Origin of the sequence: Actinopolymorpha sp. NPDC004070, from assembly GCF_040610475.1 — a bacterium.
GTDB lineage: Bacteria > Actinomycetota > Actinomycetes > Propionibacteriales > Actinopolymorphaceae > Actinopolymorpha.
On the sequence record NZ_JBEXMJ010000001.1, the window covers coordinates 154,999 to 172,930 of the forward strand.

At 69.8% G+C, this 17,932-nt stretch carries 16 protein-coding genes; 6 read left to right on the forward strand and 10 right to left on the reverse strand.

Annotated elements, in window-relative coordinates; genetic code table 11:
• Position 1: 1 nt before the first annotated feature.
• Both ABZV93_RS00695 and ABZV93_RS00700 read right to left on the reverse strand, forming a co-directional pair.
• Positions 2-802: an SDR family NAD(P)-dependent oxidoreductase gene (locus ABZV93_RS00695; RefSeq protein ID WP_354928102.1), complete on the reverse strand. Its 801-nt coding sequence runs from the start codon at positions 800-802 to the stop codon at positions 2-4.
• Positions 803-903: 101 nt separating this feature from the next.
• Positions 904-1,533, reverse strand: coding sequence for an alpha-ketoglutarate-dependent dioxygenase AlkB (locus ABZV93_RS00700; protein WP_354928105.1), 630 nt, complete (start codon positions 1,531-1,533; stop codon positions 904-906).
• Between the two features lie 150 nt (positions 1,534-1,683).
• Between ABZV93_RS00700 and ABZV93_RS00705 the strand changes: the two genes are divergently transcribed.
• The 4 genes from ABZV93_RS00705 (at position 1,684) to ABZV93_RS00720 (ending at position 7,478) form a co-directional block, all read left to right on the forward strand.
• A complete protein-coding gene (locus ABZV93_RS00705; RefSeq protein ID WP_354928108.1) occupies positions 1,684-2,169 on the forward strand; it encodes a hypothetical protein in 486 nt (161 codons plus the stop codon).
• Positions 2,170-2,268: 99 nt separating this feature from the next.
• On the forward strand, positions 2,269-3,327 hold the full coding sequence (locus ABZV93_RS00710) for a phosphotransferase (RefSeq protein WP_354928111.1): 1,059 nt from the start codon (positions 2,269-2,271) through the stop codon (positions 3,325-3,327).
• 210 nt (positions 3,328-3,537) lie between these two features.
• On the forward strand, positions 3,538-5,493 hold the full coding sequence (locus tag ABZV93_RS00715) for a hypothetical protein (RefSeq protein ID WP_354928114.1): 1,956 nt from the start codon (positions 3,538-3,540) through the stop codon (positions 5,491-5,493).
• Positions 5,493-7,478: a hypothetical protein gene (locus ABZV93_RS00720; protein ID WP_354928117.1), complete on the forward strand. Its 1,986-nt coding sequence runs from the start codon at positions 5,493-5,495 to the stop codon at positions 7,476-7,478. The genes ABZV93_RS00715 and ABZV93_RS00720 overlap by 1 nt, the downstream gene beginning before the upstream one ends.
• A 123-nt stretch (positions 7,479-7,601) precedes the next feature.
• On the opposite strand, the gene ABZV93_RS00725 is transcribed toward ABZV93_RS00720, so the two are convergent.
• Positions 7,602-7,736 (reverse strand): hypothetical protein, encoded by a 135-nt coding sequence (locus ABZV93_RS00725; RefSeq protein ID WP_354928120.1) that lies wholly within the window; start codon positions 7,734-7,736, stop codon positions 7,602-7,604.
• A 165-nt stretch (positions 7,737-7,901) separates the two neighbouring features.
• Between ABZV93_RS00725 and ABZV93_RS00730 the strand changes: the two genes are divergently transcribed.
• Positions 7,902-9,905: an HNH endonuclease gene (locus ABZV93_RS00730; protein WP_354928123.1), complete on the forward strand. Its 2,004-nt coding sequence runs from the start codon at positions 7,902-7,904 to the stop codon at positions 9,903-9,905.
• Between the two features lie 24 nt (positions 9,906-9,929).
• Here ABZV93_RS00730 and ABZV93_RS00735 read toward each other — a convergent pair whose 3' ends face one another.
• From ABZV93_RS00735 to ABZV93_RS00760, 6 genes are read right to left on the reverse strand one after another with little or no spacing between them, the layout of a single operon-like run.
• Complete coding sequence (locus ABZV93_RS00735; protein ID WP_354928126.1) at positions 9,930-10,631, reverse strand: haloacid dehalogenase type II; 702 nt, start codon at positions 10,629-10,631, stop codon at positions 9,930-9,932.
• Positions 10,632-10,658: 27 nt separating this feature from the next.
• On the reverse strand, positions 10,659-11,987 hold the full coding sequence (locus ABZV93_RS00740; RefSeq protein ID WP_354928129.1) for a hypothetical protein: 1,329 nt from the start codon (positions 11,985-11,987) through the stop codon (positions 10,659-10,661).
• Between the two features lie 18 nt (positions 11,988-12,005).
• Positions 12,006-12,908, reverse strand: a complete 903-nt coding sequence (locus ABZV93_RS00745) for a carbohydrate ABC transporter permease (protein WP_354928132.1) — start codon at positions 12,906-12,908, stop codon at positions 12,006-12,008.
• Positions 12,908-13,858, reverse strand: coding sequence for a sugar ABC transporter permease (locus ABZV93_RS00750; protein ID WP_354928135.1), 951 nt, complete (start codon positions 13,856-13,858; stop codon positions 12,908-12,910). Before ABZV93_RS00750 ends, ABZV93_RS00745 begins: the two co-directional genes overlap by 1 nt.
• Position 13,859: 1 nt before the next feature.
• On the reverse strand, positions 13,860-15,197 hold the full coding sequence (locus ABZV93_RS00755; protein ID WP_354928138.1) for an ABC transporter substrate-binding protein: 1,338 nt from the start codon (positions 15,195-15,197) through the stop codon (positions 13,860-13,862).
• On the reverse strand, positions 15,188-15,916 hold the full coding sequence (locus ABZV93_RS00760) for a phytanoyl-CoA dioxygenase family protein (protein ID WP_354928140.1): 729 nt from the start codon (positions 15,914-15,916) through the stop codon (positions 15,188-15,190). The genes ABZV93_RS00755 and ABZV93_RS00760 overlap by 10 nt, the downstream gene beginning before the upstream one ends.
• A gap of 168 nt (positions 15,917-16,084) precedes the next feature.
• On the opposite strand from ABZV93_RS00760, the gene ABZV93_RS00765 reads away from it, so the two are divergent.
• Positions 16,085-17,020, forward strand: a complete 936-nt coding sequence (locus ABZV93_RS00765; RefSeq protein ID WP_354928143.1) for a carbohydrate kinase family protein — start codon at positions 16,085-16,087, stop codon at positions 17,018-17,020.
• Between the two features lie 10 nt (positions 17,021-17,030).
• Here the strand turns inward: ABZV93_RS00765 and ABZV93_RS00770 are convergent, their stop codons facing one another.
• Positions 17,031-17,906, reverse strand: coding sequence for an LLM class flavin-dependent oxidoreductase (locus ABZV93_RS00770; protein WP_354928146.1), 876 nt, complete (start codon positions 17,904-17,906; stop codon positions 17,031-17,033).
• Positions 17,907-17,932 lie beyond the last annotated feature (26 nt).

Here is a 17,932-nt window from a genome sequence, read left to right on the forward strand (position 1 = left end):
GTCAGGTCGCGCGGGCCGCGCGGTCGTAGGCGGCGCGGGGGATCTGGGTGGCGAGCTTGCCGCCACTGACGTCGATCAGCGTCCCGGTGACGTACCCGGCCTGGTCGGAGGCGAGGAAGCAGACCAGGTTGGCGATGTCGTCCGGCGTACCCCAGCGGCGGATCGTGAGCAGGTCCAGCAGCCTGTCCTGTTCGTCGGGGGAGCGTTCGGCGAAGTGGTTCATCTGGGTGGGGACCATGCCCGGGGCGTAGGCGTTCGCGGTGATGTCCCATGGGCCGAGCTCGCCGGCGAGTGCCTGGGTGAAGTGCGCCACCGCCGCCTTCGCCGCCGCATAGGCCGAGCCCCCGGCGCTGGGGACGATGGCGGCGAACGACGAGGCGTTGATGATGCGCCCGGAACGCTGCTCCTTCATTACCGGCACGACGGCCTTGCACATCAGGAACGTTCCGGTGAGGTTGACGTCCTGGCAGCGGCGCCAGCTCTCCTCCGACAGGACGTCGACGGGGCCGCCCGCGACGATGCCGGCGTTGTTGACCAGGATGTCGATGCGGCCGTATCGGCGTACGGTCTCCTCGACGACCTCCTGGATGCGCGCCGCGTCGGTGACGTCACAGACGAACTGGCTCGCCGGCACGCTGGTCTCGGAGGTGAGCTCGGCGCCGAGGGAGTCCAGGTCGCCGGGGTGGACGTCCAGCGCCACGGTGGTGACCCCTTCGGCGGCCAGCCGGCGCACCAGCGCGCGGCCGATCCCGCGCCCGGCGCCGGTGACGATGGCAACCCGTCCGGTGAGATCGATGTGCATGCCCGCCAGCCAACCACGAAGCCGGGCGGGCGGCGGCCGACCTGTCCGGGCATGGTCTGCGCCGTCTCGCCCATCGAGCCCGGGGGTGTGGGTGCCGGGGCTCAGCGCACGCCGCGCGGGCGGAACTGGATGCTGATCCGCGGCCCGACCACGCCCCTGGTCTTGGGCACGCAGTGCTCCCAGGTGCGCTGACAGGAACCGCCCATCACGATCAGGTCGCCGTGGCCCAGTGGGTGGCGGATCGTCTCACCGCCGCCGCGTGGCCGCAGCAGCAGGGAACGCGGGGCGCCGAGGGAGATGATCGCCACCATGGTGTCGTCGGTGCGGCCGCGGCCGATCCGGTCACCGTGCCAGGCGACACTGTCACTGCCGTCGCGGTAGAGACACAGCCCGGCGGTGCGGAACGGCTCACCCAGCTCCTCGGCGTAGTGGGCGTCAAGCGCGGCCCTGGCCTCGTCGAGCAACGGGTCGGGAAGGGGAGTGTCCTCGTCGTAGAAGCACAGCAGCCGCGGGACGTCGACAACCCGGTCGTACATCTGCCGCTTCTCGGCGTACCACGGAACGACCTCACTCAACCGCTCGAACAGCTGGTCGGAGCCGCGCACCCAGCCCGGCCGCAGGTCGATCCACGCTCCGTAGCTGAGCGGCACGCGGCGGACGGCGCCGGCGAGCTCGGCCAGGCCCGGCTCGTCGGCGTAGTCCAGCAGGGAGCCCTGGAACGCCGAGGTCACGCCTCGACCCTACCCGATGCTTCGAACAGACGTTCGCCGTGTGGGACGTGTCGGGGATCAGCCGGACGTTTCGGACGACTCCGCGACATGGAACGTCACCCGGCGGTTCAATGGCGATCACATGACAGGGATTACATGGGAGGGCGGGGAATGAGCCGGCATCGGTTCCACGGGGACCCGGCCCGCTTCGAGGTGGTCGCGGCGTACGTCGGAGAGCGGTTCCCGGCGGCGAAGTACGTCGCGGACGTCGCCGGTGGCCAGGGCATGCTGGCGCGTCTGCTGCGCAAGCGGTACGGCATGGAGTGCGAGGTGGTGGACCCGCGCGGATGGACGCTGAAGGGCGTGCCCGGGCGGGCGGAGGAGTACTCCGCGAAGATGGCCGACTTCTACGACGTCGTGGTCGGTCTCCACCCGGACGAGGCGCTGCGGGAGGTGGTGGATTCGGCCGTTACGCGTCCGGTTCTGGTGGTGCCCTGCTGCAACTTCTGGGATCGATCCCACAAGCTGGGCCAGACCGACCTCCTCGCCGCGATCGTCGCCCACCACCGGGGCCTGGGTGGCGCCTGCGAGACCGTACGGCTGGACTTCCGCGGCCCGAAGAACCTCGGCCTCGTGCTCGAGCCACCCTGTGCCTGACCTGTGCCTGACCTGTGCCTGACCTGTGCCTGACCTGTGAGTTTCGCGTATGTCCGAATTGTCTTGTGCCGCTGTCGTTTCTGCGGCGAGGATCGACCGGTGACCGCAGAACGCAGGTTCGCCGACCCTGAGCACCTGGCCGCGCTCGCCCGCGCGGTGTTCGGCAACCGCCGCCGGCTGGTTGCCACCGAACGACTGGCCGGTGGCACCAAGAAGGGCGTGTACCGCCTCGCGTTCGACGACGACAGCACGGCGATCGTCTACAGCTGGGACCCGGACGAGAACTACTGGCCGTCCTCGCCGAGCGGCGACGGCGACGGTGCCGACCAGGGTGACGGCAAGGGTGACGGCAAAGCTGACGGCAAGGGTGACGACGAGGACTGGGCGGACCCGTTCTCGCACGCCTCCGGCTTCGAGTTGTTCGAGGCCGCGCGCACTCACCTGGACGCGGTGGGCGTACGCAGCCCGCGGGTCTACCTCGCGGACCGAAGCCGGGCGCACTTCCCGGCGGACGTCGCGGTCGTCGAGGATCTCCGTGGTCCGAACCTTGAGACGCTGCTGGTGGACGATCCGGCAGCGGCGAGCGCGGTCGTGGGCCGGCTGGGTGACGCCCTCGGCCGCATGCACGCCCACCTCGGACCGACGTACGGCAAGGTCGCCATGGTCAAGGGCGGAGGTCGCCCGGTCGGCTCCTCGTGCGAGCAGGTCGTTCTCGACAACGCGCTCGCCGATCTCGCCGGGGCAGCGTCTCGTGACCGGCGAGTGGCGAGAGCGCACGACGAGTTCGCCGACGTCCTCCGGCTGCTGGCGGGTGCCATCCGCCCTCGCACCGAGTACGGCCTCATCCACGGCGAGCTGGGACCGGATCACGTGATGGTCGGGTCCGACGGTGCCCCGGTCCTCATCGACATCGAGGGCCTGATGTTCTTCGACGTCGAATGGGAGCACGTCTTCCTGCGGATCCGCTTCGGCGCGCACTATGCGGCCCTTCGCCGGGACGACCTGGACAGGCAGCGGCTCGCGCTCTACCGCCTCGCGATGCACCTGTCGCTCGTCGCGAACCCTCTGCTCATCCTCGACACCGACTTCCCCAACCGGGAGGGTATGCGGAGGATCGCCGAGGCGAACCTCGCACAGTCGTTCGGCTTCCTGAACTGAGTCGGGTCTTCGAACCGAGTCCGCCTGGCACGGCCGAACGGCCGAACGGCCGAACGACCGAACGACCGATCGGCCGGACGGCCGAACGCGGACGACGACAGGGCAAGGGCTGTCGGGGACGACGATCGTTAATTACAGTCCGGACCGAAAGATCGCTCCATCGCCTGCAACGTCGTCGTTCGTCCGCCCCGAGCCCGCGGGAGAAACGCCATGCCAGGTTCCGCGATCGTCACCGCTACCGCGGCCACCGCCGCCGTCGCTCTCGCCGTCGCGACCGCCCTTCCCGCAGGCGCGCTCGGCCCGGCGCGAGGTGTGGCCGAGCCCGCGAGTGCGCCCGTCACGGACCTGGGCCCGGCGTCCTCGGTCACCGTCCTCAACGGGTCCGAGCCCATCGGGGACCGCATCTACGTCAACACCGGCGGGGTCAGCCCGACCGTCGTCGGTGCGTACGACCCGGCGCAGAAGCGGGTCACCCAGCGCTACACGTTGCCGACCGGACAGGGCGCGTGGGCGACGACCGCGGTGGGCACCGACCTGTACGTCGGCACCTACGCACCGGGTGACCTCTACCGCGTGGACACCGCCGGCGCATCGGTCACGAAGGTCGCCGACGTCCGGCCGGACGACTTCATCTGGGCGCTGGACAGCTCACCGGACGGCAAGGTCTACGGCGGGACGTACTCGCGCGGCCGGGTCTTCGAGTACGACCCGGCGACAGGTGCGAAGCGCGACTACGGGCCGGCGGTGCCGGGTGAGCAGTACGTTCGCAGCATCGCCGTCGACGACACCACGATCTACGCCGGCGTCGGGGCCCACGCGCACCTGATGGCCATCGACCGTGCAACCGGTGCTCGCAGGGACATCCTGCCCCCGGAGTTCGCCGACCGTACGTTCGTCGCAACCCTCGCCCTGGCGGACGGCGTGCTCGCGGCGGGCCTGTCCGCGACCGGGACGATGCTGCTGATCGACACCGCCGACCCGGCGCGCTACGAGGTTGTGCAGGCGCCGAACGACTCCTACATCACCGCCATCACCATCGATGCGGCGAACAACGACGTCTACTTCGGCACCCGCCCGTCCGGCACCCTCTACAAGTACGACCGGGACACCGGCACGCTCACGTCGCTGCTGGTTCCCTACGACGGTGCGTACTTCGGCCGGATCATCCTCGACGGACGTACGCTGCGCGGCGTCCTTACCAGCAACGTGGTGAGCTACGACCTCGACACGGGGAAGTACGACGGGGTCGACATCACCCAGGCGGGCATGCCGCCGGCGCCCGAACTCGCGATGGCGATCGCCACCGACGGGCCCCGCGTCTACGTCAGCGGCAAGGCCGGGATCCAGGTGCACGACCTCGCGACGGGCACGTCGAAGCGGGTGTTCCTGCCCGGCGAGGCGAAGGCGATGACGCCTGTGCGAGGACAGTTGTGGCTGTCGGTCTACACCCTGGCCTATCTGTTCCGGATGTCACCCGGCGGCGAGCCCGTCCGGGTCACCACCCTCGGCAACGACCAGACCCGGCCTCTGGACGCGGCGTACTCACCGAGCGACGGGCTGCTCGCGATCGGAACCCAACCGGAGTACGGCAGGTACGGCGGCGCGCTCGGCCTCTACGATCCGGGCGGCGGGCAGTTGGCGGTGTACCGCGACGTCGTGCCGGACCAGTCGGTGCGGTCGGTCGCGATCAAGGGCGGAACGGTCTTCCTCGGCAGCAGTATCCGCAACGGTCTGGGGACGACGCCGCGAGCACCCGAGGCGAAGCTGGCCGTCTTCGACCTGGCTACCCGCTCCGTCACGTACGAGACGGTTCCGGTGCCCGGTGCCAGGGAGATCGTCGACCTGGTGGCCACGGGCGACCGGGTGTACGGCGTGACCGACACCGGGCTGATGTTCGAGTACGACCCGCGCCGAAGGCAGGTGGTGCGCACCGCGCAGGTCGCCGACGGCGCACCGGCACTGGTGCTGGTCGGACGGACCATCTACGGAGCCGACACTCGCCACGTGTTCCAGGTCGACCGTTCGACGCTCGCGACCACGACCGTGGTGGACGACCTTCGCACCGAAAGCTACAGCGGGGCGATGATCGCGGCGGCGCCAGACGGATCCGCGCTGTACGCACTTCGCGGGCGCAACCTCGTTCGGATCGGACTGGAGGGCAGCTGATGACCACGCCTGAACGCGACCACGACGGCCTCACCAGGCGCCGCCTGCTCGGAGCGGCCGGGGTGGCCGGTGTCGGCGCGGTCGCCTCGACGCTTCCGGCCGTCGCGACGCCCGCTCTGGCGGCGGAAGCCGCGCCGACGGTCGACGACCTCGGCCCGGCGGTGCTGGGCGCACCGATCGTGGGGATGACGGTCGCCGGTGACAGCGGCTTCGTGGTGACGCGCGGCCTCGAGCCACCGATCCTGGCCGAGTACGACCTGAGCACCGGGAGGGTGGTTGCCAACCACGAGTTGACGACCGGGCTCGGTGGCTGGGGCGCGGTGGCGGTCGGTGGTCGGGTATACGCCGGGATGTACGCCGTCGCCGACATCCACCGGCTGAACCTCGCCACCGGCGCCGTGGAACGCCTTGGCCGGTTGGGCAACGAGCAGTACGCGTTCGACCTCACCGCCTCACCGGCCGGGAAGATCTACGCCGGTACCTTCCCGGGTGGGAAGGTCTATGAGATCGATCCCACAGCCGGCTCCGGCAGTCCCGCCGTCCGCGACCTTGGTCAGGCGGTGCCGGGTCTGCAGTACGTCCGCTGTGTCGCGGCCGGACCGGACGGCACCGTGTACGCCGGCACCGGCACGTCGGCCCGGCTGGTCGCGATCGACCCGGTGACCGGCGCCCGGTCCGACATCCTGCCGTCGGCATTGCACGGTGAGTCGTTCGTCTACGACGTCGCGGTGAGCGCCGACCACGTGGTGGCCGGCACCGAGCCACACGGTCAGCTCGTCGTGATCGACCGCGCCGACCCCACGCGCACCACTGTCGTCGCCACCGGCGAACGCACGATCGACGCGATCACGATCGATGGAAGCACCGCGTACTTCACCGCCCGCCCGAGCGGCGCGCTGTATGCGTACGAGCTGGACACGGGCACGCTCACCCGGCTCGCGGTTCCGGTTGCCGCCGAGGAGACGCGCGGAGTATTCGTACGCGACGGCGTGGTGCACGGAGCCTCCGGCGCCGGGCTGTGGTGGACGTACGACGCCGCCGACGGGGGCGCGGTGAACGTGGTGGACCTTCCCGACGTCGGCCTGCGGACCGGGCCGGAGCCGCCGCAGTCGGTGTCGTACGACAGTGGATCCTCGCAGGTGCTCGTGGGTGGCAACTTCGGCTTGCAGGTGCACGACCTGGCCCGGGGGACGAGCCGGCGGGTACGGGTGGACGGCGAGGCGAAGTCGATGACCCTGGTCCGCGGCCGCACCGTGATGGCGATCTACCCCGGCGCGCTCGTCGACGCGTACGACCACCGCTCGGCGAACGTCGTGAGGATCGGCAAAATGGGCGGCCTGGCCAACCGGCCGCGCTCGATGCGCCTGCATCCGCCCGGACGGTTGCTGCTGATCGGCGTACGCAACGAGTACGGCATTCCCGGTGGCGCGTTCGCTGTCGTCGACGTGCGCTCCGGTGGGATCGACCGGTACGACGACCTTGTCGCCGACCAGGCGGTCGCGGCCGTGGCGAGCTACCGTGACCTCGCCTACCTCGGCACCGAGATCAGCGTGGACGGCGCGCCGCCGGTGGCGAAGGAGGCGGTGCTGGTCGGCTTCGACCTCACGACCCGCACGGTGGTGTGGACGTGGGCCGCGGTGCCCGGTGCGACCGGGTACGTCAGTCTGGTCCACCATCGCGGTCTGCTGTACGGCGTCACGGCGCAGGGCGTGTTGCTGGTCGGGGATCCGGTCACTCGCACGAGGATCGGTGCGGGTCGGACACCGGCCGGGCGGCCCGGCTACCTCACGGTGCGGGCCGGCGCTGTGCTCCTGGTGACCAGCGAGGTGCTGGCCCAGATGAATGCGGATGCCACCACGACGACGTTGGTCTCGGGGCTCGCGGGTGACTGGTACAACGAACCGCAACTCGCGGTTGACGAGGAGTCCGGCGACATCTTCACCGTGCGCGGCCGCAACCTCGTGCGCATTCACCTTCCTGACTAAGGCTCCTGGATGTACGCCCCCACGGTGGTCTACTGCCAAGTCGTCGTAGTCGCTCAGTGCTCGGAGTAGATGTCCAGCCCGCCGCCGCCGACGCAGAAGACTCGGTCGGCCGGGAGTGGCTCTTCAGCAGCTGCGGCAGGCCTGATCGTTGAGGTGCAGCTGTAGGTCCGCCACTCCCACGCACAGCTGACTCAGGTTGAAGCCGACGGCGCCGGAAACCAGTTGAGTAGCGACAGAAACGTCGAGCTCGTTGTTCACCCGACCAGGATGCCACTCGCAGCCAGGGTGAAGTGGATCCATGGCAGATGAACGGACGTCGGCCTGATACATCGTACAAGCCATTCGAAAACTCATGTCGAAACACCTTGTGGACAAGCGGTTCCTGGCGAGAATCGGCCGATCTTGTCGGGTAAAATCGAACGCATGAGCGACGGCGGTGAGTACTGCGACGACGACCGCCCGGGTGGGGACCCGGGCGGTCGTGGGGTGCTGCCTGCCGGGTTCGCTGATCTTCCGGGTGGTCCGGAGCTGGCGGCGGCGATCGCCTCGGTCGACGTCGGTGAGTGCAACGGGTGGGAGCTGGAGGAGTACGTCAAGGGGACGCGGCGGATGGTCTGCTGGGCGGAGTCCACCAGCCTGACGGGAGTGAACGAGCTGACCTACGCCGAGCCTGGCATGTGTGGGGGACCGGCCGGGCGCAGTGACACTTCGGACCCGATGACTTCGGTGGTGCTGGAACCCCTGCTGGGGTGGACCGGTTACCGGGCGGCCCAGTACGTGGGACTGGCCACCACGCTGCCCCGCCTCCCACGGGTGCGTGCGGCGTTGGCGTCCGGGCAGTTGGAGCTCAACGAGGTCCGCATCATCATCGACCGCATCACCGACGCCAAACGCGACCTGTGGGGAGCCATCGAGGACGCCCTCTTCCCCAAGGTGCTGGAGCTTCGCGGGGGGTTGCTGCGCGCCAAGGTGGAGGCGGAGGTGCTCAAGGCCGACCCCGAAGCCGCCGCGAAGCGACACCGGGAAGCCCGCACCGGGCGGAACGTCGCGATCTGGCCCGCTGTCGATGGTGTCGCCGACCTCGCGGTCCGCGGCCTCTCCGCCGACCAGGCCGCGGAGGCGTACGGCTACATCGACGCCATCGCCCGTGCGGTCAAATCAACCGGAGACTCCCGCACCCTCGGCCAACTCCGCGCAGACGTCGCCGCCTCCCTGCTCACCGGCACCGCCGACATCAACGACTGCTCCGCCCCCACGGCCACCGACAGCCACGCCGAGCAGGACCAGCCGCCAGCCGAGTCAGCAGATGACGAGCCAGAGCAGGACGAGCCAGAGCAGGACGAGCCAGAGCAGGACGAGCCAGAGCAGTGCCCCGCCGCAGGCAGTGCGCGGCAGGGGCAGGGCGACACTGAGCAGCTCGAGGATGAGTCGTCGGCCCAAGATGACGTGCGGCCCGAGACCAATACCGAGCCGGCGCAGGGCGATACCGATCAGGACGAGCAGGGGCACTGTGCCGTTCACCGGTTCCCCGACCATGACCTGCACGACAGCTGGTGTGAGTGTGGTGACTGCTCCCCGGCTCCGGTCGCCAGGTGCAGTGTGTGCGGTGCGGCCGCGAACAACGGCGTCCCGGTCCACGACACTGCCGCCCACGAGGCCGCCGATCGCAGCGCGACCGCGGAGAACGCAGCGGCAGAAGGGACAGCCCCTCCCGCCGGTGGTTCCGACAGCGGTTCGGCCACGGATCACATTCCGCAACAGGGCCGCCGACCTGGCGAGTCGACCGGCCCGCCACCGGACAACTCGACACCGCCACCGCCGCCGTGGTCCTCCTCGCAGCCGAGTTGGGGGCCGATCCGAACGCGCGCGAAGATCCAGCTGAACGTCCCGTTGACCACGCTGATGGGGCTGTCCACCCGGCCCGGGGAGCTCGGCGGGTGGGGCCCGGTGATCACCGAGGTCGCGGAGCGGTTGCTGGCGAACAATCTCACCAACCCCGAAGCCAGGTTCAGCGTCGGGGTCACCCACCCGGTCACCGGACGCCTGTTGCATCTGCATCCGATACCGGCGAGGTTCCTGCGCGGACTGCAAGCCGAGCTGGTGCATGCCCGCGACCAGCGCTGCGTGTGGACCACCTGCAGACGCCCGGCAGCGACCTGCCACCTGGACCACAACACCGAACACGCCGACGGCGGCAAAACGAGCGTGGACAACATCGCACCCCTGTGCCCACGTCACCACAAGGCCAAGACCGAACGGGATTGGAAGCTCCAGCAGACGGGGCCGGGAGAGCACACCCTCACCGACCCCTTCGACCGCAGCTACAGCAGCCGAGCACCCTCCCTCACCGACCCGGTGACACCAACCGAGCCCGCAATGGCCACCGCCGGCACGAGGACGGCCGAGGATGACCTCCCGCCGTTCTGATGACCTGCGGGCGAACGTGGGGCATCAGGCAGGGGGCAGCGCGAGCAAGGCGTCCACGACGGCGGGCAGGTCCGGCCCGGTCACGTCGGGGGAGCGGAAGACGTCGGGGTACGGCGTGCCGGAACGATCGATCCACGCGCTGGTCAGCCCCGCGCGAGCGGCTCCGTCGGTGTCCCAGGGATGGACGGCGATCAGAGCCGCCCGGTCGGCGGGAACGCCGCACTCACCGACCGCCCACAGGTACGGCTCGGGTGCGGGCTTCCAGCGACGCGGCTCGCTCACCGACAGGCGGCGCTCGAACAGCTCCAGGACACCGGCCCGCTCGAACGAGCCACGCGACATCTCCGCGGCCCCGTTCGTGAGCGTCACCAGCCGAACCCCGGCCTCGTGCAGGCGCCGCAGCCCGGCCGGAACATCGGGGTGTACGTCGAGAGCCGGGAAGCCCGCGAGCACCTCCGCCACGGCCTCCTCACGTTTCGCCTCGTCGGTGAAACCAGCGCCGGCGGCCCCCGCCAGCGCGGTGCGCAAGGTCGACTTGGCGACGGCGGCGAAGTCGGCGTACTCACCCGCACTGGTCAGCGCGAACCCGTCGCGCAGGGTCGCGGCGAACCACGAGTCCAGCAGGTGGCGCGGTGCGCCCACGGACTCCAGGCGGTCCCGGAGCGGGGACAGGTCCGTCAGGGTCTCATTGACGTCGAACACGACGAGTTCGGGGCGGTGCGGCACGTCAACTCCTCGATGAGCGGGGACTCCTCACCCGAAGGAGTCCAGCAGCGGGTGGTGGCCGGTGATCGCGTCGTCCAGCAGCGCCTTCGCCACCTGCGGGCTCGGCACCAGTGGGTCCAACGCCAGCGCCTGCAGGGCCAATTCCCTGGATCCCTCGATCGCCGCACGTACCGTGAGTTCCTGCTGCTGGCTGCGCTCGGTGAGTACGGCCGCCAGTGCGGGCGGGAGGTCACCCACCGCCAACGGCGTGACGCCCGCCGCGCCGACCACGGCGGGCACCTCGACGACAGCCTCGCCCGGGAGGTTCCCGATCGCACCCGCGTTCGGGACGTTGACGGCGAGCTCGACCAGATCGCGACCGGTGAAGAGCGCCTCCGCGATGGCGACCAGGCGTTCGGCTTCCTGGCCCTCCGACACCGCGTCCAGCGGCAGCGACCCCGACGCCTGCGCGTGCAGCTTGTCCCACAGGTCGGACTTCTCGTCGATGTAGGAGCGGGTGGCGTCAAGCCCGGGTTGCAACCCCCACGGCAGCTCACCGGCTGGGCGATCCGACCCACGCAGGTACCAACCGAAGAACTCCGCGACGTGCCGGTCACCGGGAGCGGGATACAGCCCGAACAGGTCCAGCAGGTCGGCCGTCACCGGTTCGCCCAGCGGGTGCTCACGATCGCCCTTCGCAGCCACCTCCGCGACCTGCTCGCGCAACCGGGGATAGAGGTCCTCCCGCCCGTGCCGGAGCTCGAGCAGCCAGCACAGGTGGTTGAGCCCGGCGAAGACGGCGGTGACCTCCTCCCGTGGCGCGTCGAGCACCCGCGCCAGCATGGACCGGGTGTGCATCGTGCCGTGACACAGGCCGATGGTGCGCCGGTGCGCCCAGCCGGTGATCGCGCGGACGTTGGCCGTCAGCGGGTTGGCGTAGTTGACCAGCCAGGCGTCCGGAGCGAGGTCGGCCACGTCCTGACCGATCCGCACCAGCTCGGGTACCTGCCGGAACGCCCGGAGCACTCCGCCCGGCCCCACCGAGTCGCCGACCGTCTGCCGGATGCCGTACCGCAGCGGGATGTCCAGGTCGGCGCGCCAGCCGTCCGCACCGCCGACCGCGATGGTGGTGGCGACCAGCGTGGCCCCCGGCAGCGCCTCCCGCCGGTCGACGTGCGCCTCGACGGTCAGCCGGGCACCGCGCTCGGCGGCGATGCGCCGGCCGAGCCGGGCCATCGTCGTTGCGGCGTCCTCCTCGATGTCGACCAGGTGCACCTGCGCACCGTCGAACACCGGTGAGGCCGCGAGATCGGCGAGCAGTCCGGGTGTGAACACCGTGCTGCCCGCTCCGATCAGCACGACCTTGATCCCCGACATCGGCCTACGCCACCCGCCTCACTTGATCCCGGTCAGCACGAACGCGTTCACGATCCGCCGCTGGAAGAACAAGAAGACCACACAGACCGGAACGACCGCCATGGTGGCCGCCGCCATCACCAGGTCCGAGCGCTGTGAGTGCTGGCTGTTGAAGTACGTCAGCGCCAGCGGGACGACCATCTTGTCCTGGTCGTTGATCACGATCAGCGGCCACAGGTAGTCGTTCCAGGAGCCGAGGAAGGTGAAGATGCCCAGCGCTGCCAGCGCCGGCCCGGTCAGCGGCAGGATCACCCGCCAGTAGATCGCGAACTCACCCGCGCCGTCGAGCCGGGCCGCGTCCACCAGGTCGTCCGGGATGGCCGAGATGAACTGCCGCATCAAGAAGATCCCGAACGCGCTGACGATGCTGCCGACCACCAGTGCCCACAGGGTGTTCAGCAGGTGCAGGAAGTTCATCACGAGGTAGCTCGGGATCAGCAGCACCGGCGCCGGGATCATCATCGTGGACAGCAGCACGACGAAGACGACGTTCTTTCCGGGGAAGGAGAACTTCGCGAAGATGTAGCCCGCGATCGAACTCGTGAACAACGTGAGCGCGGTCACCGCCACCGCCACCAGCAGGCTGTTGCGATACCAGACGAGGTACGGCGAGTTCTGCAGGACGAACGCGAAGTTGGCGAATGTCGGGTGCTCCGGCAGCAGACTTGGCGGGACCTGGATGATCTCCTGCGCGGTCTTCAGCGAGTTGCTCACCATCAGCACGAACGGCGCGACGAACCCGATCGCCGCGATGCTCAGCACCACGTACAGCACGATCTGCCCCACCCCGCCGGAACGTCGTCGGGACCGTCCGTCGCCGCTCGTGGTGGACGCGGGGGTGGGCGCCGCCGCCGGGACGCGGCTGGTCAGCGGGCTCGCCATCAGTACTCCCAACGGGATCGCAGGATGCGCATCTGGACCAGCGCGATGACGAGGATGATCAGCATCAGGATCAGCGACATCGCCGTGGCGTACCCCAGTTGGAAGTCACCGAAGGCACGTTGGTAGATGTGCAGGACGACGGTCTCACTCGACCGCAGCGGCCCGCCGGCGGTCATCACCTGGACCCGGGTGAACTCCTGCAGGTAGCCGATCGTGGTCAGGCAGAAGACGAACACGAACGTACGCTGCAGCAGCGGAAGCGTCACGTGCCGGAATCTGGACACCACACCGGCGCCGTCGACCTTCGCCACGTCGTAGAAGTCCAGCGGGATCGCCTGCAGCCCGGCCAGGAACACGATCACGTTGAAGCCGAGGTCCTGCCACACCGAGGTGAGCATCACCGACCACAGCGCGGTGCCCGGGTCACCGAGCCACGACCTGCCCGACAGCCCGAGCAGGTTGAGGACGGCGTTCAGCCAGCCCGCCTGCGGGTCGTAGATCGGCACCCACACCAAGGATGCGGCCACCGCGGAGGCGATCGCCGGCAGGAAGAAGACGGTACGGAACAACGCCCGCAGCCGGGTGATGTGGTTCAGGGCGAGCGCGACCGCGAGCGACAGCACGATGTTCAGCGGCACGGCGACCACGGCGTACTTGCCGGTCACGGCAAGGGAGTTGAGGAACGCCGGATCGTCGGTGAAAGCGTAGGTGAAGTTGCGCAGGCCGATGAACGGCGACACCGGTGCGAGCTGGTTGTACCTGTGCAGGCTGAGCCAGATCGCGATGATGATCGGGACCAGCGAGAAGACGGCGAACAACGCAAGGATGGGAGCCAGCCAGCCGTAGACGAACGCCAGTTGCCGCCGGCGTCCGGGCAGCCGGTTGGCCGTGGGCGTGGGGGCGGGCGAGGGCCCCGCCGCAGGGGTGGGTGTGGTCGTCGTGGCCGCCATGTCAGGGCCCGATCTTCTCGTCGATCATCAGGTTGATCTGCTTCTCCGCGTCGGCGATCGCCGCCACCGGATCCTGCCGGTGCAGTTCGACGCTCACGAACGCGTCGTGGACGAAGGTCCAGAACTGGTCACGGTCGTGCACCCGGCCGACCCACCGCCCGTTCGGCAGGACACCGAACGGCACCTTGAGGTAGGGCGCCTTGGCCAGCATCTGGCTGTCGTTCTGCAACTCCTTCAGGGCCGGGACGGTGGCGGAGGTGAGGTTCCAGATGCGGGCGTTGTCCGGGCGGGCCATGAAGCCGACGAACTTCCAGGCCGCCTCGCGTACCTTCGGATCCGCCCTCGCGTTGACCACCTCGCCCCAGCCGGACTCGGCCGCGAACTTCAGCGTGTCACCGGCGTAGGGCGGCTCGGCGACGTAGGCGAGGTCGGTGAACTTCGGGAAGTCCGCACGCCCGGAGGCCACCACCCACGGGCCCTGGTGCGCCATCGCGGCCCGGCCGCGGAAGAACATCGTGTAGGGGTCGCCGGTGTACCACGTGGTGTTGTCCACCTTGTGTCTGGTGACGAGTTCGGTCTCGTCAACCCACGCTTTACGCGCCTGCGGGCTGTGGAAGTCGACGTGCACGCCGTCGCTGTCCCAGAAGTCGCCGCCGAGCTGCAGGATCATCGACAGGAACGTGAACGTGATGGAGTCGTTGCCGGTGAAGGCGTACCCCACCTGGTCGGCGCGTCCCTTCGAGTCGATCTTCGTCAGCCGTTCGCCCGCCTCCACCAGGTCTGCCCACGTCGAGGGCGGCTCCTTGATACCGGCCTGCTCGGCCAGCTTCGGGTTGTAGAGGATGCCGCCATTCTCCAGGTTGTACTCGTGCGGAACGCCGTACAGCTTGCCCTTGTGGGTGTAGGCACCCACCGCGGCCGGCCAGAACCTCGACGTCGGTTCACTGCCCGACAGCTCCGACGGCACCTCGTCCAGCAGCTGGTTCACGGCGTACTCGGTGACCCAGGTGCCGAACATCTGCTGGATGTCGGCGACGTTGCGGGCGCGGTAGGCGGCCTGCAGCTTGCGGGCCAGCACGTCGTACGGGAAGTACTGGTAGACGATGTGGATGCCGGGGTTCTCGGCCTCGAACCGCCGGATCATCGTGGTGTTGGCGGTGACGAAGCTCGGGTTGTTGTGGCTCCACCAGGTGACGTTGAGCTTGCCGTCCACCGGCTTGGACACCACGGTCCCCTCGGTGGTCGCGCCCGAGGAGCACCCGGCAAGCACGGAACCGGCGGCCACCGCCGACAGGCCCGCCGCGGAACGGCCGAGAAAACTCCTGCGGCTCAACGGCATGCGGGGAACCGTCCCTCGTTGATCGCACCGAGCCGGGCCGGATTGTAGGTGTAGATGATCGCCATCCGCGGCACCGTGCTGCGGTTCAGGTCGGAGTAGTGCAGCAGGTAGGAGTCGAAGCTGATCATGTCGCCCGCACGCAACGGGATCGGCCGGATCCGATCCCTCGGCACCGCCGCCGGGTCGACCTCGAAGTGCCCGCCGGCGCGGAACGGGTGGGTCGGCTTGCCGGCGTGGCTGCCGGGCACTACCTGCAGGCAGCCGTTGGTCTCGTCGGCGTCGTCGAGGTAGACGAAGCAGGTGACGAGCTCGTCGGTGTGCGCGCGCCAGCAGCAGCTCCAATCCTGGTGCCAGGGATAGGTGGACCCACCGGGCAGCTTGAGGTTCAGCTTGTCCTCGAACAACTCGACCGGTCCGCCCAGCACCGCCTCGGCGGTCGAGGTGATCGCCGGGTCGCGGGCGAGCTCGGCGAACACCGGGCTGAGGTCGCTGATGGGTTCCAGCTTGCGGATCACGCCCCGCATCCTGGCCCGCGCGGCCGGCGCGAGGTGGTCGACCTCCCACTCGATCCGTTCGCGGTAGCGCTCAGGATCGCGCGTACACAGGTCGAGCAGCCGATCGGCCTCGCGGCGCAGCGACGCCAGCCGGTCGGGTGCGACCACCGAACGACTGACCAGACAACCGTCCCGCGCGTAGCGCTCGACGTCGACCAACACCATCGTGAGGCTCCGTTACGTGCGGACGAGCACCACTCCAGATGTCTGCGCAACGTATTCACCGTACGTACCCGGGTCAAGCCGGTGTGTCCGCCATCTGCCACCTGCCGCACCCGGTCACCAGGCCTGCGACCGCCCGGCGAGCGCGGACAGGTCGGCTACGCTTCGCCGATGCCCGAACCCACCGAGGTACTCGTCGTCGGCGAACTCAACGTCGACGTGATCGTGTCCGGCGCCGACGCCGTTCCGACGTTCGGCCAGCACGAGCAGATCGTGGACGAGTGCCGGGTGACGCTGGGGTCGTCCTCGGCGATCTTCGCCTGTGGAGTACGCCGGCTCGGGCACGCCACCACGATGGTCGGCGTGGTGGGCACGGACATGTTCGGTCAGGTCGTACGAGACGCCCTGCGCGAGAGGGACGTGGACACCTCCGCGGTCGTCGTCGACCCGGGCACACCCACCGGCGTCACGGTGATCCTCAACACCGGCGCCGACCGCGCGCTGCTGACCGCGCCGGGCAGCATCGGGACCACCCGGCGCGAGCACGTGCCGGTCGAGCTCCTGCACCGGGCCAGGCACCTGCACGTCGGCAGCGTCTTCCTGCAACGCGACCTGCGCCCGGACCTCCCGGCGCTGTTCGACGACGCCCGCGCGGCCGGGCTGACCACCTCGTTCGACCCGAACTGGGACCCCGCGCAGCGCTGGACCGACCTGCTGCCGCTGCTGGGGCATGCCGACGTGGTGTTCGTGAACGAGGCCGAGGCGGAGCGGCTCACCGGCGGCCTGCCCGCGTTCCGAGCGGCGTACGCGCTGGCCGAGCGGATGCGCCCGGGCGGGACCATCGTCGTCAAGCGGGGCGAGCGCGGCGCGCTGGCGGTACGCGACGGCGCGGACGTGGCGGTCCCGGCGTACGACATGAGCGTCGTCGACACCACCGGCGCGGGGGACTCCTTCGACGCCGGATTCGTGCACGGGATGCTGTCCGGCGCCGACCTGGGGGAGTGCCTCGCGCTGGGCGCCGGCTGTGGGTCGCTGTCCACCCGGGCCGCCGGCGGCACCGACGCCCAGCCCGACGCCGGCGAGCTCTCGGCGCTGCTACGAGGCTGACAGCTGCCCGCTACGAGGCCGACAGATAGTCGCTCGCGACCTTCTCCAGCACGGCCTCGTCCCCGGCGTAGATGCCGTCAGGACGCGGCCAGTGCACCACCACGTCGGTGAATCCGAGCTCGGCCGCCCGGCCCGTCGCGTCGGCGAACGACTCCGCGCTCGCGAGCGCGAGATGCTCGTCGCTGTCCAGGGACAGGTAGCGGTCGACGGTGGCCGGGTCGCGGCCGCTCTGGACGGCGATGTCGTCGAAGCGGGCGGCCAGCTCCGCCACCCCCCGCCACCATTGCGGCAGGTCACCCTGGCCGCCCTTGCCGTAGGTGATCCAGCCCTGGCCGTACCGCGCAGCGAGCCGCATGGACCTGGGCCCGTTGGCGGCGACGAGGATCGGTAGCCTCGGGTCGTGCAGGCTGCCGGGCCGCGTGCGCGCGTTCACGGCCGTGAAGTAGTCGCCCGCATAGCTCACGTCGTCCTCGGTCAGCAGCCGGTCCAGCAACTCGAGGAACTCACCCAGCCGCGCGACCAGCTGGGGCGGGGACAAGGGGTCCTGGCCGAGCACGGTCGCGTCGAAACCGGTGCCGCCGGAGCCGACGCCGAGGAGGAACCGGCCTCCGCTGATGTCGTCCAGGCCGAGAACGTCGCGCAGGAACGGCACCGGATGCCGGTAGTTGGGCGAGGCGACGTAGGTCCCGAGCCTGATCCGCGAGGTCACCGTCGCTGCGGCGGTCAGGGTCGGGACCGTGCCGAACCACGGCCCACCGGCGAGACTGCGCCAGGCGAGGTGGTCATATGTCCAGGCGTGGTCGAAACCGTACTCCTCGGCACGCCTCCACCGCGGGGCCGCTTCCGACCAGCGGTGTTCGGGCAGGATCACGATGCCGTGGCGCATGGGGCCCCACTGTAGGGCAGCGGCCG